The sequence below is a fragment of the Blautia sp. MSJ-19 genome (assembly GCF_018918125.1).
Taxonomy (GTDB): domain Bacteria; phylum Bacillota; class Clostridia; order Lachnospirales; family Lachnospiraceae; genus Blautia_A.
Window position 1 is genome coordinate 18,484 of the sequence record NZ_JAHLQA010000017.1, and the last position, 22,724, is coordinate 41,207.

18 protein-coding genes are annotated in these 22,724 nt (G+C 43.7%); all 18 read left to right on the forward strand.

Going from position 1 to position 22,724, the window contains the following annotated elements:
* Nucleotides 1–85 precede the first annotated feature (85 nt).
* The 18 genes from KQI91_RS07070 (at nucleotide 86) to KQI91_RS07155 (ending at nucleotide 22,701) form a co-directional block, all read left to right on the forward strand.
* The gene (locus tag KQI91_RS07070) at nucleotides 86–1,924 is read left to right on the forward strand and encodes a cache domain-containing sensor histidine kinase (RefSeq protein ID WP_216392152.1); all 1,839 of its coding nucleotides are present in this window, start codon (nucleotides 86–88) and stop codon (nucleotides 1,922–1,924) included.
* Nucleotides 1,914–3,518, forward strand: coding sequence for a response regulator transcription factor (locus KQI91_RS07075; RefSeq protein ID WP_253288434.1), 1,605 nt, complete (start codon nucleotides 1,914–1,916; stop codon nucleotides 3,516–3,518). The genes KQI91_RS07070 and KQI91_RS07075 overlap by 11 nt, the downstream gene beginning before the upstream one ends.
* Nucleotides 3,519–3,657: 139 nt before the next feature.
* Entirely contained in the window at nucleotides 3,658–4,800 is a 1,143-nt protein-coding gene (locus KQI91_RS07080; RefSeq protein WP_216392154.1) for a sugar ABC transporter substrate-binding protein, read from the forward strand.
* Nucleotides 4,801–4,952: 152 nt separating this feature from the next.
* Nucleotides 4,953–5,891: an ABC transporter permease gene (locus tag KQI91_RS07085; RefSeq protein ID WP_216392155.1), complete on the forward strand. Its 939-nt coding sequence runs from the start codon at nucleotides 4,953–4,955 to the stop codon at nucleotides 5,889–5,891.
* Between the two features lie 10 nt (nucleotides 5,892–5,901).
* The gene (locus tag KQI91_RS07090) at nucleotides 5,902–7,398 is read left to right on the forward strand and encodes a sugar ABC transporter ATP-binding protein (protein ID WP_216392156.1); all 1,497 of its coding nucleotides are present in this window, start codon (nucleotides 5,902–5,904) and stop codon (nucleotides 7,396–7,398) included.
* A 12-nt stretch (nucleotides 7,399–7,410) separates the two neighbouring features.
* On the forward strand, nucleotides 7,411–8,370 hold the full coding sequence (locus KQI91_RS07095; protein WP_216392157.1) for an ABC transporter permease: 960 nt from the start codon (nucleotides 7,411–7,413) through the stop codon (nucleotides 8,368–8,370).
* A 97-nt stretch (nucleotides 8,371–8,467) separates the two neighbouring features.
* The gene (locus KQI91_RS07100) at nucleotides 8,468–8,902 is read left to right on the forward strand and encodes a DUF1700 domain-containing protein (protein ID WP_216392158.1); all 435 of its coding nucleotides are present in this window, start codon (nucleotides 8,468–8,470) and stop codon (nucleotides 8,900–8,902) included.
* 193 nt (nucleotides 8,903–9,095) lie between these two features.
* Nucleotides 9,096–10,745 (forward strand): response regulator, encoded by a 1,650-nt coding sequence (locus KQI91_RS07105; protein WP_216392159.1) that lies wholly within the window; start codon nucleotides 9,096–9,098, stop codon nucleotides 10,743–10,745.
* Complete coding sequence (locus KQI91_RS07110) at nucleotides 10,742–12,178, forward strand: sensor histidine kinase (RefSeq protein ID WP_216392160.1); 1,437 nt, start codon at nucleotides 10,742–10,744, stop codon at nucleotides 12,176–12,178. Before KQI91_RS07105 ends, KQI91_RS07110 begins: the two co-directional genes overlap by 4 nt.
* A 146-nt stretch (nucleotides 12,179–12,324) precedes the next feature.
* Nucleotides 12,325–13,362: an ABC transporter substrate-binding protein gene (locus KQI91_RS07115; protein ID WP_216392161.1), complete on the forward strand. Its 1,038-nt coding sequence runs from the start codon at nucleotides 12,325–12,327 to the stop codon at nucleotides 13,360–13,362.
* A 165-nt stretch (nucleotides 13,363–13,527) separates the two neighbouring features.
* A complete protein-coding gene (locus KQI91_RS07120; RefSeq protein WP_216392162.1) occupies nucleotides 13,528–15,051 on the forward strand; it encodes a sugar ABC transporter ATP-binding protein in 1,524 nt (507 codons plus the stop codon).
* Nucleotides 15,048–16,106 (forward strand): ABC transporter permease, encoded by a 1,059-nt coding sequence (locus KQI91_RS07125; RefSeq protein WP_216392163.1) that lies wholly within the window; start codon nucleotides 15,048–15,050, stop codon nucleotides 16,104–16,106. Before KQI91_RS07120 ends, KQI91_RS07125 begins: the two co-directional genes overlap by 4 nt.
* On the forward strand, nucleotides 16,106–17,116 hold the full coding sequence (locus tag KQI91_RS07130) for an ABC transporter permease subunit (protein WP_216392164.1): 1,011 nt from the start codon (nucleotides 16,106–16,108) through the stop codon (nucleotides 17,114–17,116). Before KQI91_RS07125 ends, KQI91_RS07130 begins: the two co-directional genes overlap by 1 nt.
* Nucleotides 17,117–17,220: 104 nt before the next feature.
* Nucleotides 17,221–18,720, forward strand: coding sequence for an L-arabinose isomerase (gene araA, locus KQI91_RS07135; protein WP_216392165.1), 1,500 nt, complete (start codon nucleotides 17,221–17,223; stop codon nucleotides 18,718–18,720).
* A gap of 42 nt (nucleotides 18,721–18,762) precedes the next feature.
* Nucleotides 18,763–20,361 (forward strand): xylulokinase, encoded by a 1,599-nt coding sequence (locus KQI91_RS07140; protein WP_216392166.1) that lies wholly within the window; start codon nucleotides 18,763–18,765, stop codon nucleotides 20,359–20,361.
* A gap of 88 nt (nucleotides 20,362–20,449) precedes the next feature.
* The gene (locus KQI91_RS07145; protein ID WP_216392167.1) at nucleotides 20,450–21,145 is read left to right on the forward strand and encodes an L-ribulose-5-phosphate 4-epimerase; all 696 of its coding nucleotides are present in this window, start codon (nucleotides 20,450–20,452) and stop codon (nucleotides 21,143–21,145) included.
* A 601-nt stretch (nucleotides 21,146–21,746) separates the two neighbouring features.
* The gene (locus KQI91_RS07150) at nucleotides 21,747–22,274 is read left to right on the forward strand and encodes a hypothetical protein (protein WP_216392168.1); all 528 of its coding nucleotides are present in this window, start codon (nucleotides 21,747–21,749) and stop codon (nucleotides 22,272–22,274) included.
* Nucleotides 22,275–22,401: 127 nt separating this feature from the next.
* A complete protein-coding gene (locus tag KQI91_RS07155) occupies nucleotides 22,402–22,701 on the forward strand; it encodes a helix-turn-helix domain-containing protein (protein WP_216392169.1) in 300 nt (99 codons plus the stop codon).
* The last annotated feature ends 23 nt before the right edge of the window (nucleotides 22,702–22,724 follow it).

The following is a 22,724-nucleotide window of genomic DNA, read 5'->3' on the forward strand; positions in this document are numbered from 1 at the left end:
CAGTAACTATTCAGCAGGTAGTATCCCGCGAGGGCACTGAACAGTTACGAAAATCACACCTAATTTGTATGAAAAGGAAATATATATGAATCATAAAAAATTTACCATGCGTAATGCATTGCTTGTCTTTTGTATTACGAGTGTGGTATTTGCGCTTCTTTTGCAGACTTTTTTATTTCATCAGACACTCAGGCGGCAGATCCGGGCGGAGAGTATTTCGGATCATGAGATCTCGCTCAACAAGATGCAGACAGACATCGCGTCTTTTATCCATAATGTACGTACCGAAATGCTGACGATCTACAGTGAGCAGGATCTGATCAGTGATCTTCGGTCGGCGGCAGAAGAAGGAACCAGCCTCAAGGATTATTACTGGAGAAGCTGGTATTTTGCCAGAAAGCGTTTTACGAAAGAAGATCAGCTTCTTGCACTGTATCTGTACGATACACAGGACAAAGTTGTCAGTGCCTACCGATATAATGCGTCTTCTTTTCCAAGAGATCTGTATCAGACGGAGTATGATTCCAACACAGAAAGACTCTATGATTATGTACATGATAAACGGACAGACTTTATGATTTCCGGCTATTACAATCCCGTTGCAAAACGAAGTGTGGTCCGTCTGGTGCTGAAACTCCATAATTATGATGAGGAAAGAGAAAATATCGGATATCTGGTATGTGATATCAATAGTTCTGCATTCACGTCGATCATGTCCAAGTATGTTGATGTAGAACAGGTCTGTCTGTGGCTGCAGCCTGTAGGTGACCAGGTGATAGCAAAAACAGGACAGGCTTCTGTATCGCAGAAAAGAATCCAGAAACAGCTTGCAAAGGTGGTCGAAAATTATTACAACTCTGATCAGCTTGAACAGGAATATGATGGAAATTACCTGATACAGGTTTCGCAGGAAGATTATAATCTGGAAGCATTTGTCCTGGTATCGCAGTCTCTTTTGACAGCAACACAGAAATCGCTGATACGGACACTTCTGATCATTATGGCAGGTATGATCGGTGCAATCGTTCTGCTTGTATTTATGCTGTCCAGATGGATGACAAAACCGGTAGAAGAAATGAGAAACACCATTGTCCGTATCAAAAACGGAGAGTCATCTCTGCGTGTAAGTCCGGTCGGATGGTCAGAAGAACTGACAGTACTTGGAACAGAATTTAACGAAATGCTGGACCGTATCCAGGCGATGGCAGAAGAAGAACTCCAGAATAAGATGCTGGTGGAGCGAACAGAGTTCAAAATGTTTCAGGCACAGATCAACCCACACTTTCTGTATAACACATTAAATACCATGAGTGGGATTGCGAATGCACAGAACTGTCCTCTTGTAAGCGGGCTCTGTCATTCCCTGTCAGCGATTTTCCGCTACAGCCTGAATATGACGGATGAACTTTCTACCATTCAGAATGAGATGGATCATGTCCGTAATTATCTTTATGTCATGGATGTACGGAACGGATCTTCGGTGGCATATGAATATCAGATCGACAATGCAACACTGAAGGACAGACTTCCAAGAATCTGCCTTCAGCCGGTGGTGGAGAATGCGCTTACACACGGCCTCAGAAATACCAGGAGAAAAGACAAGAAACTTCTGATCCGTTCCGAACATATCGGAGAAAATCTTGTGGTCACAATTTCAGATAATGGTACAGGAATGGATGCGGAAGCCATGAACATACTTCTGAAGAAAAATGACCGGAAACGTGTGGAGACAGGCGTTTCTATCGGAATCCTGAATGTAAATGCACGATTGAAACAATTGTTTGGACCGGAATACGGACTGTGGATCGAAAGTCAGGCCGGAGAGGGTACAATGGTCACGATCACAGTTCCGATCGTTTCCAGTGAGGAAGAGAATGGGGAAAATATAACAGGAGGTGCCCATTGTGAAAAAGATGAAATATAAAGTACTGGCAGCGGATGATGAGTACTGGAGCAGGGAAAATCTCCGGAGTCTGATCTCATGGGAGGACTATTCTATTGAATTTCTGGATCCGGCCTGTGATGGTGAAGAAGTACTGGAACGTATTGAAGAAGAAAAACCGGATATTATCCTGACGGACATCAATATGCCGTTTCTGAGTGGTCTGGAACTTCTGCAGAAGCTTCAGACAGAACATCCGGAGATCATTACGATTGCGGTGAGCGGATATGATGATTTTGACAAAGTAAAAGGTGTTTTTGTCTCAGGAGGACTGGACTATATCCTCAAACCGGTAGGAAAAGAGGAACTTGTAAAGATCCTCACCAAAGCTCTTGGAATCCTGGAAGAAAGGGAGATGGCGCGAAAACACAAAGAAACAAACCAGATCCAGGAACACAAAATTTCCTCTTTTCTCGAGGACAGTGAATACTCTGCACTGTTGTCAGGAAAGCTGTACGGACAGTTCACAGCACAGCCGCACGTTTCTTCAACAAAAGAATTTTCCGGTGTGGCAGCCCTGCTGGTGAAATTTTATAATATTGCGGAGATTGCGGAGAAATTTGAATATGATAATCTGCAGATGTCGTTAAGTATCAAGACAAGGCTCAGAAATCTGACCGGCTGCAACGCCGGGGCTATTATTTTTAATAACTGCAATAAAATGAGTGAATTTCTTATCTTTACTTCCTATAGAACCAACTCGCTCAGAATCCTGGCAGAAAACATCCTTGAAGAATTTCCGCTGGCTGAGTATGGTCCTGTTTCGGTGATCCTTCATGAACAGACTGGATCTCTGGATGATATTGGAAGTATGTACAGAGATATGGTTGCCGTTCTGGTGACACGACCTTTTACGCACAGCCATTGTATTCTGGCATGTTCGCAGGAGGAAAGCAGTCAGTCCGTAGGAAAAACAGTGTCCCATCGAATTGAAGAAGAAGTATACCATCTTTTGAATACAGGGAAGAAAAGTGAGACAGCAAAACTGATTTTCCGGACCTGTGATTTTAAGCACTGCGACAATGGAGAATGGTCTTTCCTTGATGTCAAACAGTATGTACGGAGGATCACGGGGATCCTTTACCGTTATGTACAGGAACAGCATCCGGAGCTCACCGCGCAGGCGGAAGAAGCGATGGATGACATTGATTATTATATGAAATGTCTGGATGCACCTTCCGTTATGGCATCGATCAGGATCCTGCTGGACAGTCTGTGGGAAAACAATTCGGACAAAAACAGCGCGGATTCTGCCGGAAGCCAAGTGGAGCAGATCCGTCAGTATATACTCACTTCTTACCATGAGAATATCACATTGACGGCACTTGCCGCGGCGTATCATATGGATGCGAGCTATCTTTCCAGGATGTTCAGCCAGACTTACGGAGAGACCATCATTGCCTGTCTTACCAGAGTCCGGATGGAACAGGCAATCCGTCTCATGGAGGATGAAGAGAAGAAACTGGAGACGATCTCTTTTCTCGTCGGCTATGATGATTACAACTATTTCAGCCGTGTTTTCCGCAAAAAAGTAGGAGTAAGTCCGAGAGAGTACCGCAATAATATGTATAAATAGGTCAAAAATGTGCAACAAAAAAATCCAAATATGTCCTAACTGAACAAAGCCAGAGTATGTTTTAATAAAATCACAACGAAGCCGGATACGGAACGAAAACATACTCTGGCTCAAAAATTTTAAGGAGGGTTTTTACAAGATGAAAAAAAGAATGAAAAAGTTGGTTGCTATCGCAGCAACAGCAGCAATGGTGGCTTCTGTCCCGGTAAGTGCAGTGACAACTTACGCAGCAGGAGATGATATTACAATTGGTGTTTCTATCTGGAGTTCCACAGACGTACTTGGAAGCCAGTGCAAAAAGATCATTGACAAAGCGGCAGCAGCACTGGATGTAAACGTAATGTATGTAGACCAGGGACATGTATCAGAGCAGGTTACAGCTTCTGTTGAACAGCTCTGTGCAGCAGGATGCGACGGTATCGTGATCTGTAACTCCGCTGATTCAGAAATGACTTCTGCAATCCAGACATGCGAAGCAAACCAGGTTTATCTGACACAGTTCTTCCGTATCATTTCCGAAGAAAACAGCCCGGAAGTATACCAGACAGCATGCAATTCCCCATACTATCTTGGTGCAGTACACGAAGATGAGGTTACAAACGGATATACACTTGTAAATCTGCTTCTTGAAAACGGCGACAGAAACATCGGCCTGGAAGCATGGACCGTTGGTGATGCTACATTCCAGCAGAGATGGACAGGATACAAGAAAGCAGTTGATGAATGGAACGAAGCAAACCCGGATGATCAGGCAACTATGACAGAGCCTGTATATGCAAATACTTCTTCTGAAGAAGGTGCAGCAGCAGCTCTTTCCCTGTATAACTCCAATCCTGATATGGACGCCCTGATCGTTGCAGGCGGCGGCGGTGACCCGCTGGTTGGTTCTATCGGTGCTCTGGCAAACGAAGGACTTACAGGCAAGATCGATGTTGTTTCCACAGACTTCCTCGATGACCTGAAAGAACAGCTTGAATCAGGCGGAATGTTTGCAGAGTCCGGCGGACATTTCTGTGACCCGTTATTCGCATTCCTTATGACTTACAACGCAGTAAAAGGCAACTATACAAAGGACGAAGGTTCCTTCGGATATGAGATTGAATTCCCATACCTGTATGTATCTTCTCCGGACGACTATGAAAACTATCAGAAATACTTCGTTGACGATGATCCGTACACAGATGAAGAAATCGTTGAGATGGCCGGATACAGTTTCGATGATCTGAACAAAGCAGCAACATCACTTTCCATCGACGACGTTATTTCCCGTCACAGCAACTAAATGACACGACTCCCAAAATCTGCTGCCTTCTTTTCGGAAGGCAGCAATTTAAAAAGAAGCAGTAATATGCGCCCGCCAAAAGCAAAAGACCAACCGGAAGGAGTGTTGGCCTCCTGCTTCTGGCGGGCGAAGAAATGAATAGGAGAATGGTTATGAAAAAACTCAAACAAAACCAGTATTATGGAATTGGTATTCTGGTACTTATGCTTGTAGTTTTCTGGGCAGTGTTCAAGGTACTTGCACCGACTACCTTCGGATCCCCGGACAAACTGGCAACCTATATGAAATCAGCTCTGATCTATGCAGTAGGCGGCTGCGGTCTTTATTTTATCTGTGTTATGGGACCTTTTGATATGAGTGTTGGTGCAAATATCGTACTTTCCTCTATTATTGCCTGCAATGCAAGTGTGAAATTCGGCTATGCCGGTCTTGTCATCGCACCTCTGATCTGCGGTACGATCATCGGCCTGATCAACGGAATCGTCTATATCAAATTACATATTTCTTCCCTGATCGTTACCTGTGCACTTTCACTGATCTATGAAGCACTGAGTGTTTATGCGACGAACGGAAAGAACGTAATTCTCGCAACAGAATACAGAGCTTTTGGTGATTATCCGGTAAACCTGATCCTGGCGCTGATCGCATACTGTCTCTGTGCATTTATCCTGAAATATACCAAGATCGGTACTTATACCTATGCGATCGGAAGCAATGAAGTTGTTGCAAAGAACATGGGTGTAAATGTTTCGAAATATAAGATCGTGGCATTTACACTTGCCGGATTTTTCTTCGGACTTCAGGCAATCCTGACGATCAGTTTTGGTACTTCCATGACATCTGCTTCCAACCTTTCTTCTATGAGCCGTAACTTTACTCCTCTGATGGGAACTTTCTTCGGACTGGCATTTAAGAAATATGGTCATCCGGTAGTGGCAATCGTAATTGGTGAGATGATCATTCAGCTTATGTTCAATGGATTTGTTGCACTTGGTGCTCCGACTACGATCCAGAATGTGGTTACCGGAGCTGCCCTGCTTCTGATCGTTGCACTGACGACCAAGCCGGTCAAAGGTCTTGTAGTGAAATAGGAGGACGATTATGGGTGAGATATTATTAAGAGCAGAAAATATTGATAAACATTTTGGCATCACACATGCCCTGGACAACGTTTCCTTTACCTTCGAAAAAGGCGAGATCCATGCGCTGATCGGTGAAAATGGTTCCGGTAAATCCACACTTACTTCCTGTCTGACAGGTATCTATCAGAAGGATTCCGGTAAATTTATCCTGGAAGGCAAGGAGATCACAGCTACAAACCAGGTAGAGGCAAATCATCAGGGAGTTGCGATCATCGTACAGGAGATTGGAACACTTTCCGGTCTGACCGTAGCAGAAAATATTTTTCTTGGAAATGAAGATAAATTTACAAAACACGGCATCAAAAACACTGCGGCCATGAACAAACAGGCACAGGAATATCTGGACAGCTATGGTTTTAACTACATTGATGCAACCAAAGTTATTGACGATTATAACTTTGAGGACAGAAAGCTGGTTGAGATCGTAAAGGCAACTTATTTCAACCCGAAGGTTCTGGTAGTTGATGAGACAACGACAGCACTTGGACAGAAAGGCCGTGAGGAACTGTTCAAAGTAATGCACAGAGTGCGTGATACAGGAAACTGCGTGATCTTTATTTCGCATGACCTGGAAGAAGTCATCGAACAGTCTGATAACATCAGCGTTCTCCGTGATGGTGTAAAGATCGGGTCTATCGGCAAACAGGAAGCGACACCGGACAGACTGAAAGCCCTTATGGTTGGACGTGAGATCGGTGATAACTATTATCGTACAGATTATGGTGAAGAAATTTCAAAAGAAGTTGTTCTTTCCGCAAAGAATGTTACTGTCAAAGGTCAGATCGAAGATCTGAACCTGGAACTTCACAAGGGAGAGATCCTTGGAATCGGCGGACTTTCTGAATGCGGTATGCATGAAGTAGGAAAAGCACTTTTTGGTGCATCCTATTTCCGTCAGGGAACGGTAACTTTAGGAGACGGTACTCCGATCAATTCTATTCCGGATGCGATCAAGCACAGCATTGCCTATGCATCCAAGGACAGAGATAATGAATCCCTTGTCATCAATGATACGATCGGAAACAACATCTGTCTGCCGTCCCTGGAAGACCTCAAGACAAACGGATTTCTCCGCGGCAAGGCAATGAAAGAATTTGCCAACAAATATGCAAAACAGATGAGTACCAAAATGACAGGAGTTGACCAGTTTGTTTCCGCACTTTCCGGTGGTAATAAACAGAAGGTTGTTCTTGCGCGCTGGGTCGGCAAGGATTCAGATCTGATCATCCTTGATTCCCCTACCCGTGGTATTGATGTCAAGGTAAAAGCAGATATCTATGCCATGATGAACGATATGAGAAAAAATGGAAAATCCATCATTATGATCTCAGAGGAGATCATGGAGCTTCTTGGTATGGCTGACCGTATCCTTATCATGAAAGACGGTAAGATCAATGGTGAATTTTTCCGCTCTCCGGATCTGAAAGATACAGATCTGATTGACAATATGATTTAAGGGGGTAAAAAAATGGATACAACAAAAAAATCATCTGAACAAGTACCATTTCTGGAACGTCCCATTGTGCGTACGATCCTTCCTATCGCGGGATTTGTTATTATCTGTGTATTATTTGCAGTTCTGACTGACGGAAGACTGTTTCAGCCGAAAAACCTTTCACTGCTTCTCAGCCAGTCCTATATGCTTCTGATCTCATCAATCGGTGTATTTATGGTCATGACCATGGGCGGTCTTGATTTTTCACAGGGCTCCATGCTTGGCGTGGCTTCCATCGTAGTATGCTGGCTGTCCCATTACAACATGGTCCTGGCAGCACTTGGCGGAATTGTAACCGGCGGTCTGATCGGACTGATCAATGGATACTTCAATGTAAAAAGAAAGATCACAAGTTTTATCGTTACGATCTGTACCATGTATCTGTTCCGTGGAGTCTGCGCTTATGCAACAACAAATTCTCCGGTTTATGCAGTAAGTGATATTTCCAAATACAATACACTGCCATTTATGCTGACTTTCACAGTTATCATCTTTATAGTCGCATATCTTATCTTTACATACACTGGTCTTGGATACAGACTCAAAGCGATCGGTGCAGGAGAGACTGCAGCGAGATATGCAGGTATCCGCGTAGAACGAACCAAGATCCTTATCTTTATGGCAGCAGGATGTATCACAGGTCTGGCAGCTTTTGTAAATGCGATCAAGGTTGGATCTGTAACCTCCACAGCAGGAAATCAGCTTGAGACACAGATCATGATCGCTCTGGTACTTGGTGGAATGCCTGTCAATGGTGGTGCAAAAGTAAAATTTTACAATATCGTACTTGGTGTTATGACTTACAAAGTTCTTTCCAGTGGTCTGGTCATGCTGATGATGCCGACACAGCTTCAGCAGCTGATCCTTGGTGTGATTTTCCTGATTGAAGTTGCACTGTTCAGTGACAGAAAGACTGGTATGATCGTTAAATAAGCCGTTTTATGAAAATTTAATACTTCAATATCTTTGCCTGACTGTACATGTGTGGTAAAATAGTCACAATATCTACCGATGTATATGGAGAAATGCTATGGACAAAAATGAATTTCTTGATATTTTACGTAGTCAGCTTTCCGGACAGATGCCGGAGAGTCAGATCAATACACATATCCAGTATTATCGCAATTATATTGAAGAGAGGATGCAGTCAGGCAACAGTGAATCTGAGATAATGAACGAGCTGGGAGATCCAAGACTGATCGCGAGGACACTTCTGGACACAGAGGTGGGTGAGAATACCCCCTATCTGGATGCTGATTCTGCCTATGAGCAGACTTCTGACAGCAGGCACGTCCGAACGAAATCATTTAAACTGGATTTTTCTACCTGGTATGGCAAAGTACTTGCGATCCTGATCGCAGTAATTGTACTGGCGATCCTGTGTGTATTACTTGGAATTCTGATTCCGATCATGGTAGTTGCAGGGATTATTATTTATCTGGTGCGTTTTCGTCCCAGACGGTGAGGAAGAATTACAGCAGCAAGACGGAGAAAGTTAAAGTTTCCGTTTTGCTGCTTATTTTTGCGTTGCATATCGAAGAGGCGCCAGTGGCGCGTCTGATGATTTGCAAAAATCCAACTTGTCTGAAAATAGCACAACTGGTATAGTATATAAAGATTTACTTGATAATACGAGACATAAAGAATGGGGTGGAGAGATGTTAAAGATTTTTCTGGCAGAAGATGAGGTGATCGTTCGGGAAACGATCAAAAGGATGATTCCGTGGGAGGATCTGGGGTTTGAACTGGTTGGTGAGGCGGCAGATGGCGAGATGGCACTGCCACTGCTGATCCGTCAGAAGCCGGATCTTCTGATCACGGATATCAAGATGCCGTTTATGGATGGGCTGACATTGGCGAAACTGGCCAAAAAAGAGATCCCGGAATTAAAAGTCGTTATTTTAAGTGGTTATGATGACTTTAATTATGCAAAGCAGGCAATCAGTATTGGAGTGGAAGATTATCTTTTGAAACCAATTACCAGGAATGCTCTGATCGAACGACTTACCGAGATCCGCAGTCGCTATGAACATGAAAAAACGCAGAAAGAGTATTTTGAGAAGTTTCAGAGAGAGATGCAGGCTTATGAGAAAAACAGCAGTCGTGATTTCTTTGAAGCACTGGTCCGTGGTTCCATGGATATGATGGAGGTTTACAAAAGAGCAGAAAAGCTTGGTCTGGATATTGTGGCAGAAGCTTATAATGTTCTGATCTTTACCATGAACTGTGAGGAAGATTTTTCCGGACAGCGAGATGAGTATTCTTCATGGGAGGCAGAATCGCTGGAACTTCTGGAAAACTTTTTTTCAGGCCATTCATCTGCCATGTTGTTTCGAAGCAATATTTTTGCTTATGGAGTATTGCTTAAAGGACAGAAAGAAAACATTGAAGAAAATACAAGGACATGTGTGGACGAGATCAGTAAGATTCTGAACAGGCAGGAAGGAAGACGGGAATGGTTTCTGGCAGTCGGTCAGCCTGTGGAGCGGTTAAGTCAGATACAAAAGAGTTATCATACTGCATCAAGAGCTTTTTCACAGAGATATCTGTATGATGAAAATATTCTTTACTATGATGAGATGGAAGCTATGGAGCAGCACAGCGGGCAGGCGGAGACAGAAGATAATGCGTATCTGCAGAAAGTGGATGTGAATGCCCTGAATCCGGCAGTCCTTCAGAAATTCCTGAGTAATGGTCTGCAGGAAGAGACGGAGAACTTTGTAAAAGATTATTTTTATGCGATCGGGCAGGAACCGATGGAGTCTCTTGTATTTCGAAATTATGTCATTCTGAATGTGCGTTTTTCTGTTGTTTCATTTCTTAAGGGACTGGGATGCGATACAAATGAGATGGAACCGGCAGATACAGAAGATGTGCTTGCAGAGAGCGGAAAGAATATGGAAAGTGCGATTGCTTATGCCAAAAAAATGATTTCAGGGGCAATAGAGATCCGTGATCAGAATTCCGGAAACAAAAACCGCAGCATTTTGAAAACCGCAGTGGATTTTATTGACAGCCATTATATGGATGAGGAGATTTCCTTAAATACAGTTGCCAATGTTGCAAATGTCAGTTCCAATCATTTCAGTGCTCTGTTCAGCCAGAACATGGGACAGACATTTATTGAATATCTGACTGCTTTACGTATGAATAAGGCAAAAGAACTTCTGCGTTGTACAGGTATGCGTTCCAGTGAGATCGCAGGAGAGATCGGATATAAAGATGCACATTATTTCAGTTATCTTTTTAAGAAAACGCAGGGTATGACTCCGAGTGATTACCGTAAGGCACGGGGGGAAAAAGCATGAAAGGAGCACCTCAGAAAATAAAAAAGCAGATGGGGCTTGAGAAACGTATGAACAGGCTTCTGTTCAGTACAATGATTCCAATGGCCTGCCTGCTGGTTATTTTACTGCTGATCTTCTGGCAGTATGCCGGGCAGTACAATAAACTGTCAGAGAATCTGGCGGTCAGCAGTAAATTTAATCTGAGTTTTAAGGATGAACTGGATCTGGAAATGTATTATCTGGCAATCGGTTCCAAAGAAGCCAGTGAACTGGATGATGTGGTGGGACAGGTAGAAGATGCTCAGAATATTATGGAAAAACTGCGTCAGAATACGTATCACGCCAGTGGGGTAAAATGCCTGAACAGCCTGGATGCGTATCTGGATAATCTGAAAAAGCGAATGCTACAGCTGATGGAGATTAAAGAATATGATAAACGAATGGAATTTATGGACAGTAACATTCGTATCATTACGGGGCTGATCATGCAGGAGATGCAGAATTATATCTATAATGAATCCATGTATCTCGTAAAGGTTGAGACGAGTCTTACCCGTCGGGTCAAGATACTGATCTCTGGAATGGCAGTACTTCTTCTTGCAACGCTGGGAATTCTTATGAGAAGATCGTTCCGTCTGACAGGTGGAATCATCCGGCCGGTAACGGAAATGCTGGATAAAGTAAAAAAAGTCGGACGTGGAAATTTTGATGTATTTCCGGTAAGTGCGGAGATTATAGAAATTGAAGAACTGGATCAGGGAATCAATAAGATGGCACACAGAATCAGCGGACTTCTGGAAAATGTCCGTCAGGAGAAAGAAATGCAGCATCTGACAGAGCTGCAGCTGATTCAGGCACAGGTTAATCCGCATTTTCTGTACAATACACTGGATACGATCGTATGGCTGATCGAGGGCGGTATGACGGATGATGCGGTAGAGATGATCTCCAGCCTTTCTGTTTTCTTCCGGACATCTCTTTCTAAGGGAAATGATATTATTCCTCTTTCAGAAGAGGAGAGACATACCTTAAGTTATCTGGAGATTCAGCAGTTCCGCTATCGTGATATTCTGGAGTTTGAATTATCCATACCAAAAGAACTTGACGGGATACAGGTGCCGAAGCTTTCCATTCAGCCGCTTGCTGAAAATGCTCTTTATCATGGAATCAAAAACCGTCGTGGCAAAGGCAAGATTACGATAACCGGAAGGGAAGAAGCGGATGCGATCGTTCTTACTGTCAGTGATAATGGACAGGGAATGACACCGGAACGGCTTCATGAGGTACAGGAGGCGATCCGGACGGGAGAGAGGGCTGGATTTGGACTGGCTGCCGTGGCAGAACGCATTGCGTTGTACTACGGACCGGGCTATGGAATGACGATTTCTTCTGAAGAAGGAGAGGGGACAACCGTAGAATTACGACTTGGAAAAAATATTCAACCGAAATCGTAAAAAATCCAACCTGTTAAAAATAAAACAGAAAGATAGATAAAAGACTGAACTTTTTTCCGAAAATAATCCATGGAGTTTTCGTATCAAATTGCTATAATAAAACCATCTTAAAAAACACGAAACAAATGTAAAGGGAGGATTACAAAATGAAGAAAAAAATGGTGACCGCACTCTTGGCAGTATCTATGTTAGCAGGACTTTCCGCAGTGAACGTTATGGCAGCGGACGATGACACTATTACAGTTGGTTTCTCACAGGTAGGTGCAGAATCTGACTGGCGTACTGCAAACACAGAATCCATGAAAGCTACTTTCTCAACAGATAACGGATATGAGCTGATCTTTGATGATGCTCAGCAGAAACAGGAAAATCAGCTGACAGCGATCCGTAACTTTATCCAGCAGGAAGTTGACTATATCGTACTTGCACCTGTAACTGAGACTGGTTGGGATACAGTACTTCAGGAAGCAAAAGACGCAGGAATTCCGGTTATCATCGTTGACCGTATGGTAGATGTATCTGACGACAGTCTCTACACCGCATGGGTAGGATCAAACTTCAAACTGGAAGGTCAGAAAGCAATGGCATGGCTGGATGCATACCTTGAAGCAAAAGGCCGTGGCGACGAAGAAATCAATCTTGTTGATATCCAGGGAACCATCGGAGCATCTGCTCAGATCGGACGTACCGAAGGATTTGATGAAGCTGTAGAAGCTCATGACAACTGGACAACACTTGCTCAGCAGTCCGGTGAATTCACACAGGCTAAAGGACAGGAAGTTATGGAATCTATCCTGAAACAGAGCGGTGACGATATCGACGTTGTATACTGCGAGAACGATAACGAAGCATTTGGTGCAATCGATGCGATCAAAGCAGCAGGATATGAAGTAGGCGGCGAAGAAGGCCAGATCCTTGTAATGTCCTTCGATACCACAAACGCAGGTCTTACACAGACACTTTCCGGAGAAATCACATGTGATACAGAGTGTAACCCACTCCACGGACCACGTGTAGAAGAAATCATCCAGAAACTGGAAGCCGGCGAAGATGTTGACAAACAGGCATATGTAGACGAAGTTGCATTTGCAGCTGATGATACAGTAACAAAAGTTACAATCGATGGAACAGATTATGACATCACACCGATCACTCAGGAAATCATCGACGGACGTGCATACTAATCTTGAATAACTTGAAATTAAACTGAAGCATAGTTATAAGTAATGAGCCCGGGGCGTGGAACAGGATCCAGATCAGACGGATTTTATGGGCCACGCCCCTTTTGCGCTCAAAAACAGGCAAAATAAAGGAAAAAATGGAATAAAACAGGGAATGGAGGAAAGAAAATGGAACAAAACGTTGTTTTGGAAATGCGTGATATAAGTAAAAATTTCACCGGTGTCCGTGCCCTTTCCCATGTGGATTTTACACTTCGCAAAGGCGAGATCCATGCACTGATGGGAGAAAACGGAGCCGGAAAATCAACACTGATCAAAGTTCTGACCGGTGTACATGAATTCGAAAGCGGTTCCATTCATATGAATGGTGAAAATAAAGATATTATCAATCATTCTCCACAGGAGGCACAGGCAAATGGAATCAGTACGGTTTACCAGGAAGTAAACCTCTGCCCGAACCTGACTGTTGCGGAAAACCTGTTTATCGGCCGTGAGCCGCGAAACAAGGTTGGAATGATCAACTGGAAAGAAATGAATGCACGTTCTGCGAAGCTTCTGGAAAGCTTGAATATTAATGTTCCGTCGACACAGATGCTGGATGAATGTTCTGTAGCGATCCAGCAGATGATCGCGATCGCACGTGCAGTCGATATGAAATGTAAGGTTCTGATCCTGGATGAGCCGACTTCCTCTCTGGATGATGAAGAAGTAGAGAAACTGTTTGTTCTGATGCGCAGACTTCGTGGGGAAGGGGTAGGAATCATTTTTGTTACACATTTCCTGGAGCAGGTGTATGCAGTCTGTGACAGGATCACAGTACTTCGAAATGGTGAACTGGTAGGAGAATATGAAACAAAAGATCTTCCACGAGTTATGCTGGTTGCCAAGATGATGGGTAAAGACTTTGATGACCTGGCGGATATCAAGGGAGATCATAAAGATAAAAAAGTCTTCTCCGATACACCGGTTATTGAGGCGAGCGGACTTGGACATAAAGGAACGATCAAACCGTTTGATCTCAAGATCAACAAAGGTGAGGTCATCGGACTCACCGGACTCCTTGGTTCCGGACGTTCAGAACTGGTTCGTTCTATCTACGGTGCGGACAAGGCAGACAGCGGAACACTGAAAGTAAATGGAAAAGAGGCTAAGATCAACAGCCCTCTGGATGCTATGAAACTTGGTATGGCATATCTTCCGGAAGACCGTAAAGCAGAAGGAATCATTGCAGATCTTTCTGTAAGAGAGAATATTATTATTGCAATGCAGGCGAAGAAGGGCATGTTCCATCCGATGAGCCGCAAGGAGATGGAAGAAGCAGCTGATAAATATATAGATATGCTGCAGATCAAGACCGCGAGCCGTGAGACCCCAATCAAGAGTCTCTCCGGTGGTAACCAGCAGAAAGTTATCCTTGGTCGCTGGCTTCTGACAAATCCGGAATATCTGATTCTGGATGAGCCGACACGAGGTATCGATATCGGAACCAAGACAGAAATCCAGAAGATCGTTCTGGATCTTGCAGATCAGGGAATGGCAGTAACCTTCATTTCCTCAGAAGTAGAAGAAATGCTCCGTACCTGTTCCAGAATGGCAGTCCTTCGAGATGGTGAAAAAGTCGGAGAACTGGAAGAGAGCGAGCTTTCACAGAGCAACATCATGAAAGCGATTGCAGGAGGTGACGATAAATGAACAACAGTAAATTAAAAAAGATCACGAGCGCGCGACTTTTTCTTCCTATCGTGTGTCTGATCGCGGTACTTCTGATCAATGTGATCAAGACTCCGGACTTCTTTAATATTACAATTCGAAATGGTGTCCTTTATGGATATGTTATTGACGTTATCAATCGTGCTTCTGAACTGGTAATCCTTGCAGTCGGCATGACACTTGTTACCGCAGCATCCGGTGGACAGGATATCAGTGTCGGTGCTGTTATGGCAGTTGCAGCAGCTGTTTGCTGCCAGATCTTATCCGGTGGTGCATCTTCTGTAACAGCATATCAGAATTCCATTATCCTTGCAGTTATCGCAGCACTTCTTGCTTCTGCACTGTGCGGTGCATTCAATGGATTTCTGGTAGCAAAGCTCAATATTCAGCCGATGGTTGCGACCCTGATCCTTTATACGGCCGGCCGTGGTATTGCACAGCTCGTAACAAACGGACAGATTACATACATCCGTGTACCATCTTTCCAGATGGCAGGTGGATATATTGGTAAATCTCCGGTTCCGACACCGGTTCTTTTCGCAATCGTAACTGTAGTTATTGTAGCTTTGATTTTAAAAAAGACAGCTCTTGGACTTTACATTGAAAGTGTTGGTATCAATGGAAAAGCAGCTCGTCTGGTAGGCCTTAATTCTACCATGATCAAATTCCTGACTTATGTGATCTGTGGTGTTCTTGCGGGAATCGCCGGACTGGTGGCATCCAGCCGTATCTATTCTGCAGATGCAAATAACATCGGTCTGAACCTTGAGATGGATGCCATCCTGGCAGTTGCACTTGGTGGTAACTTCCTTGGTGGTGGTAAATTCAGTCTGATCGGTTCCGTAATTGGAGCTTATACGATCCAGGCACTGACAACAACTCTGTATGCGATGAATGTAAAAGCCGATCAGCTGCCTGTTTATAAGGCGATCGTTGTTATCATCATTGTAACCTTACAGAGTGATGTATTTAAGAAATTCGTTGCAAATCACAGAAGCAAAAAAGTTTCCGTTGCAGCAGAGGGAGGTCAGAAATAATGAAACAGAAAAAGAAAATGACAAGTACCGGATTTCTGCTGCTGATCACGATCGTTCTGTTCTTCGTTATGTATGCAGCAGGTATGGTGATCTTTGCAGACAAAGGTTTTGCCAAACCGCAGATGTTTCTGAATCTTTTTGTATCCAATGCAGGTCTTCTCGTTATTTCCTGTGGCCTGACAATCGTTATGATCACCGGTGGTATTGATATTTCCGTTGGTTCCGTAACAGCACTTGTCTGCATGGTTATGGCAGATCTTATGGAAAATAAAGGTGTGAGCGCCTATGTGGCAGTCCTTGCAGCACTTCTGATCGGTCTTGCCTTTGGTATCGTACAGGGCTTCCTTGTAACTTACATGGGAATCCAGCCATTTATCGTAACACTTGCCGGCATGTTCTTTGGACGTGGTATGACAGCAATCATCAGTACTGAGATGATTTCCATCAAAAACGAAGTATTTCTGAAATGGGCAAATTACCGTTTCTACATGCCGTTTGGTTCTACAAACAAAAAAGGCAAATTTATCCCGGCGTACATCCCGCCGACAGTAGTGATCGCAATCATCGTAGTTCTCATTATCGCAGTACTTCTGAAATATTTCAAATTCGGACGTAAACTGTATGCGATCGGCGGCAACAGACAGAGTGCCCTGATGATGGGACTTGATGTCAAGAAAACAATGTTCCGTGCCTATGTACTGGATGGCTTTCTTGCAGGACTTGGCGGATTCCTTTTCTGCCTCAACAGCTGTGCCGGTTTCGTAGAGCAGGCAAAAGGTCTTGAGATGGATGCAATCTCCTCAGCCGTTATCGGTGGAACACTTCTTTCCGGTGGTGTTGGAACTCCGATCGGTTCCATGTTTGGTGTACTGATCAAAGGAACGATCTCCAGTCTGATCACTGCACAGGGTACTTTATCAAGCTGGTGGGTACGAATCGTACTTTCCGCACTGCTCTGCTTCTTCATCGTGATCCAGTCCGTACTGGCATCTGCAAAGAAGAAAAAATAATATTAAAAAATTAGAATGTTTTTAAAAGATTACAATATGCCTGGGTACTCAGGAATGATAGTATACAAAAATAGCAGTATAGAAAAACAGGAGGTTTTTGAATCATGATCACAGGTAAAAATTACAAATTCTGGTTTTGCACAGGTTCACAGGATCTTTATGGAGATGAGTGTTTAAGAAAAGTAGCAGAGCACTCCAGAATCATCGTAGAAGAACTGAACAAATCCGGCGTTCTTCCATTTGAACTCGTATGGAAACCGACACTGATCACAAATGAACTGATCCGTAAAACATTCAACGAGGCAAATGACGACGAAGAATGCGCTGGTGTGATCACATGGATGCACACCTTCTCACCGGCAAAATCCTGGATCCTTGGTCTGAAAGAATACAGAAAACCGCTGTGCCATCTGCACACACAGTTTAACGAAGAAATCCCATATGACACGATCGACATGGATTTCATGAATGAAAACCAGTCCGCTCATGGTGGAAGAGAGTATGGACATATTGTTACCCGCATGGGAATCGAGAGAAAAGTCATCGTTGGACACTGGGCTGATAAGAAAGTTCAGGAGCGACTGGCATCCTGGATGCGTACCGCAGTCGGAATCATGGAAAGCAGCCATATCCGTGTATGCCGTGTCGCTGACAATATGAGAAATGTAGCTGTTACCGAGGGCGATAAAGTAGAAGCACAGATTAAATTCGGATGGGAAGTTGACGCTTATCCGGTCAACGAAGTATGTGATTATGTGAAGGATGTTTCCAAAGGCGATATTGATGTTTTGGTCGAAGAATATTATAATAAATATGACATTCTTCTTGAGGGCAGAGACCCGGAAGAATTCAAACGTCATGTAGCAGTACAGGCAGCAATTGAGATCGGATTTGAGAGATTCCTGGAAGAAAAGAATTATCAGGCAGTGGTTACTCATTTCGGCGATCTTGGCGGCTTACAGCAGCTTCCGGGACTGGCAATGCAGCGCCTTATGGAGAAGGGATATGGATTTGGCGCAGAAGGTGACTGGAAGACAGCAGCAATGGTTCGTCTGATGAAGATCATGACTGCAGGCGTGAAGGATGCGAAGGGAACTTCTTTCATGGAAGATTATACATACAATCTTGTTCCGGGTAAGGAAGGCATTCTTCAGTCACATATGCTGGAAGTCTGCCCGACTATCGCGGATGGCAGGATCGGCATCAAAGTATGCCCGCTTTCCATGGGTGACAGAGAAGACCCGGCAAGACTTGTATTTACATCCAAGACAGGATCGGCGATTGCAACTTCTCTGATCGATCTTGGTGACAGATTCCGTCTGATCATCAATGATGTTGAGTGCAAGAAGACAGAGAAACCGATGCCGAAACTTCCGGTAGGAAGTGCATTCTGGACTCCGCAGCCGGATCTGGCAACAGGAGCGGAGGCATGGATCCTCGCAGGAGGCGCTCATCATACTGCATTTTCCTATGACCTGACTGCTGAACAGATGGGTGACTGGGCAGCAGCAATGGGAATCGAAGCTGTCTACATTGACAAGGATACAACCATCCGCAACTTCAAGAATGAGCTGAGATGGAATGAGCTTGCATTCAGGAAATAAAAGGCGGATGTGACGAGCAAAACATTCGGGAGGAATTTTATAATGAGTGAAGCAAAGACAGCTATTTTAAATAACAAAACAGCACTTGGAATAGAGTTCGGATCTACCAGAATCAAAGCGGTTCTGGTAGATGACAAATATAATCCGATCGCATCCGGAAGCTATGAGTGGGAGAACCGTTATGAAAACGGTGTATGGACCTACTCTCTGGATGATATCAGAAACGGTCTGCAGGGAAGCTACAGCGATCTGGTAAAGGATGTTCAGGAGAAATATGGAGTAGAGCTGACAAGTGTCGGTGCACTTGGAATCAGTGCCATGATGCATGGATATATGCCATTTGACAAGGAAGGGAAGCTTCTGGTTCCATTCCGTACCTGGAGAAACAACATCACAGGAGAAGCTTCTGAGAAACTTCTGGAGCTTTTCCAGTACAATATCCCGCAGAGATGGAGTATTGCACATCTGTATCAGGCGATCCTGAACGGAGAAGAGCATGTGAAAGATATCGACTACATGTGCACACTGGAAGCTTATGTACACCGTATGCTGACAGGAAAACGTGTTCTTGGTATCGGTGATGCAGCAGGAATGTTCCCTGTTGATTCTGAGACAAAAGATTACAACCAGGAAATGGTTGAGAAATTTGACAAACTGGTAGAGCCTTACGGATTCCCGTGGAAACTCCGTGATATCATGCCGGAAGTTCTGGTCGCAGGACAGGATGCCGGTACTCTGACAGAAGAGGGTGCGAAGTTCCTTGACCCGACAGGCAGACTCAAAGCCGGAATCCCGATGTGCCCGCCGGAAGGTGACGCAGGAACCGGCATGGTAGCTACCAACAGCGTAAAACAGCGCACAGGAAACGTATCCGCAGGTACTTCCGTATTTGCAATGATCGTTCTGGAAAAGGCACTTTCCAAACCATACAAAGAAATCGATATGGTAACCACACCGGCCGGCGATGCTGTTGCCATGGCACATTCCAACAACTGTACTTCTGACCTGAATGCATGGGTAAATGTATTTAAGGAATTTGCAGAAGCAATGGGAATGGAAGTGGATATGAACAAGCTGTTCGGAACCCTTTACAACAAAGCACTGGAAGGTGATCCGGACTGCGGCGGACTTCTGTCATACTGCTATTTCTCCGGAGAGCATATGACAGGATTCGAAGAAGGACGTCCGTTATTCGTTCGTTCTCCTGAGAGCAAATTTACACTTGCAAACTTTATGAGAACTAATCTTTACACCTGCCTTGGAGCAATGCGCGTGGGCTTAAACATCCTGATCGACCAGGAGCATGTCAAGATCGACAGACTCTTAGGACACGGCGGACTGTTCAAGACCAAAGGTGTCGGACAGCAGATCCTTGCAGACGCAGTGAATGCACCGGTATCTGTTATGTCAACCGCAGGTGAGGGCGGCGCATGGGGAATCGCACTTCTGGCAGCTTATCTCGTAGACAAGAAAGACGGAGAGACTCTGGATGAATTCCTGGACAATCGTGTATTTGCCGGAAATGAAGGAAGCACTCTTGATCCGAAACCGGAAGGCGTAGAAGGATTCAACAAGTTTATGGACAGATATCTCAAAGGCCTGCCGATCGAACGGGCAGCAGTGGAATCAAAAATCTGGTAAAAAATATTAAGAAATGCGGGGTACTGTGAACGGAGTGAGCAGTGCCCCTGGAGTCGTTTAAGAAACACATAAAAGGAGGAGAAAGAGAATGCTTGAGAAATTAAAAGAAGAGGTATACAAAGCCAACATGGATCTGCCGAAATATGGTCTTGTAACATTTACCTGGGGAAATGTCAGTGGTATTGACCGTGAAAAAGGTCTGTTTGTTATCAAACCAAGCGGTGTGGAATATGAAAAGCTGAAACCAGAAGATATGGTAGTGGTAGATCTTCAGGGAAATAAAGTAGAGGGAGAATACAATCCGTCTTCTGATACTCCGACTCATGTGGTTCTTTACAATGAATTCCCAAATATCGGAGGAATCGTACATACACATTCGGAATGGGCAACAAGCTGGGCACAGGCAGGCAGAGCGATTCCGTGCTACGGAACGACGCATGCAGATTATATTTATGGGGAAGTTCCATGTGTACGTAATCTGACAAAAGATGAGATTGAGGAAGCTTATGAGAAGAATACAGGTATTCTGATCGCAGATCATTTCAGAAAGCTTGACTATGAGGCTGTTCCGGCTGTACTCTGCAAGAATCACGGACCGTTTACGTGGGGTAAGGATGCACATGAAGCAGTGCATAATGCAGTGGTACTTGAGGAAGTTGCCAAGATGGCATGCCGCTGTGAGCTGATCAATCCACATGTAAAACCGGCACCGCAGGAACTGCAGGATAAGCATTATTACCGGAAACATGGAGAGAATGCTTATTATGGACAGATTAAAAAGTGATAAAGAATTCCCGGTGAGGAATTGAGAAAAAAAGACTCCAGTGGGGAAGTCCTGTGAGTTATCATCTGAACATGGTTCAATTCAAAAATTCTAAAGTATCAGGAAGTACAGAACTTTGCTAAAAACGATACAGAAAAGTGCTGAACTCGCATCAAAGATGCTCAGACAGCAGCATTTTCTGTATCAACGCAAAAACCTGTACATTCCGATACTTGGACGAATTTTTTCAGGCGAACCAGATTCAGATGATAATCACAGGGATTCCTGGCTGGAGTTTTTTCTTTTCTCTCATATCTCACCGGACTTTATCTGGGGGTAGTGGCGACGGACGCCACTGGTGGTTGGGTGAAAGGTAGGAGTACACATGAGATACCATCTTCCGTTATATAGAAAAATCTCTTGCAACATAGAAGAACAAATAGTACTATAAATACAAAGCATATTTTCTATAAGTTCAGGGCAGTGATGTCGTCTATTTTTCTTAATTCACTTCAGAAATCCATGCTTTTAATCCAAATAAATAAGAAAAGCAGGAGTTTTGAGTGTAATGATTGCTAGTAGTTTATATGCTTATCTCCTGCGAGAACAGGAGGTAGTACTTATGGCAAAAAACAATGAAAATCGGCAAAATAGAAATGTAAATATCATTAAGGACTTAAATGGAGATAAGATTGTTGTTATAAATGATATTATTTTTAAGGGAAGAAGAAAAATATGTTGGAATGATGTGGAAGCGTATTTGCAGCAATATGTGGGAGAATTTTATAGTATAGCGGATACCAAGGAAATTGTTTATATTGGAACGGATTTGCCGGATGAATATGCTAATTCCAATTATACACATAGACTTAAAGGGACAAGTGCAAAGGCAAAGGCTAATGCAGCGCAGGCTATTCCAGAAATGATAGAAATTGCGGTGGGAAAATATTATGAAGAGAACCGAAAAGAAAAACATGCTAAAGATGCAAAATATGGATGGTATAAATATGAGAGTAAATTTGCATTACCTGTGTATGGCAGAGAGGGGAATATAGAAAGATATAATATTTTTAATGCATTAATGGTCATGAGATGCTCAAAAGAGCATAAAATGTATTTATATGATATCATAGAAATAAAAAAGAAATGAGATACCTTTTCAGGTTGCTTAACCGTACTCAGTAAAAGAACTCATTTCTTGATTATTATTATATAATAGCTGTAAAGGATTGTCAATCTAAATTAGTACAAATTGTAGTAAAACATGGAGAGCAGAAATGGATCTGGATGCGGCAGTAGAACGTGCAGTGGACGAGTGCATCCGGGAAGGAATCCTGAGAGATTTTCTACGGAAGAACCGATTGGAGGTTATTGCGATGAGTATATTTGAGTATGACAAAGAAGAGGAAGAAAAGAAACTCCGGAGAGCGGAATACGAAGCAGGACTTGAGGCTGGAGAAGAGAGCAAGGCGAAAGAAACTGCAATTTTGCTTTTTCAAGAAGGAGATTCGATTGAAAAAATTGCGAGGGTTCTTAAGGTTAGTGAAAATATCATCCGTCAATGGCTTGACAAATGAAAATGGATAAAGGGAGTCTTTGG

Excerpts from the sequence above, each read along its gene's own strand:
- KQI91_RS07070 (WP_216392152.1), top strand. The coding sequence starts at position 86 with ATGAATCATAAAAAATTTACCATGCGTAATGCATTGCTTGTCTTTTGT.
- KQI91_RS07075 (WP_253288434.1), top strand. The coding sequence starts at position 1,914 with ATGAAATATAAAGTACTGGCAGCGGATGATGAGTACTGGAGCAGGGAA.
- KQI91_RS07080 (WP_216392154.1), top strand. The coding sequence starts at position 3,658 with ATGAAAAAAAGAATGAAAAAGTTGGTTGCTATCGCAGCAACAGCAGCA.
- KQI91_RS07085 (WP_216392155.1), top strand. The coding sequence starts at position 4,953 with ATGAAAAAACTCAAACAAAACCAGTATTATGGAATTGGTATTCTGGTA.
- KQI91_RS07090 (WP_216392156.1), top strand. The coding sequence starts at position 5,902 with ATGGGTGAGATATTATTAAGAGCAGAAAATATTGATAAACATTTTGGC.
- KQI91_RS07095 (WP_216392157.1), top strand. The coding sequence starts at position 7,411 with ATGGATACAACAAAAAAATCATCTGAACAAGTACCATTTCTGGAACGT.
- KQI91_RS07100 (WP_216392158.1), top strand. The coding sequence starts at position 8,468 with ATGGACAAAAATGAATTTCTTGATATTTTACGTAGTCAGCTTTCCGGA.
- KQI91_RS07105 (WP_216392159.1), top strand. The coding sequence starts at position 9,096 with ATGTTAAAGATTTTTCTGGCAGAAGATGAGGTGATCGTTCGGGAAACG.
- KQI91_RS07110 (WP_216392160.1), top strand. The coding sequence starts at position 10,742 with ATGAAAGGAGCACCTCAGAAAATAAAAAAGCAGATGGGGCTTGAGAAA.
- KQI91_RS07115 (WP_216392161.1), top strand. The coding sequence starts at position 12,325 with ATGAAGAAAAAAATGGTGACCGCACTCTTGGCAGTATCTATGTTAGCA.
- KQI91_RS07120 (WP_216392162.1), top strand. The coding sequence starts at position 13,528 with ATGGAACAAAACGTTGTTTTGGAAATGCGTGATATAAGTAAAAATTTC.
- KQI91_RS07125 (WP_216392163.1), top strand. The coding sequence starts at position 15,048 with ATGAACAACAGTAAATTAAAAAAGATCACGAGCGCGCGACTTTTTCTT.
- KQI91_RS07130 (WP_216392164.1), top strand. The coding sequence starts at position 16,106 with ATGAAACAGAAAAAGAAAATGACAAGTACCGGATTTCTGCTGCTGATC.
- araA (WP_216392165.1), top strand. The coding sequence starts at position 17,221 with ATGATCACAGGTAAAAATTACAAATTCTGGTTTTGCACAGGTTCACAG.
- KQI91_RS07140 (WP_216392166.1), top strand. The coding sequence starts at position 18,763 with ATGAGTGAAGCAAAGACAGCTATTTTAAATAACAAAACAGCACTTGGA.
- KQI91_RS07145 (WP_216392167.1), top strand. The coding sequence starts at position 20,450 with ATGCTTGAGAAATTAAAAGAAGAGGTATACAAAGCCAACATGGATCTG.
- KQI91_RS07150 (WP_216392168.1), top strand. The coding sequence starts at position 21,747 with ATGGCAAAAAACAATGAAAATCGGCAAAATAGAAATGTAAATATCATT.
- KQI91_RS07155 (WP_216392169.1), top strand. The coding sequence starts at position 22,402 with ATGGATCTGGATGCGGCAGTAGAACGTGCAGTGGACGAGTGCATCCGG.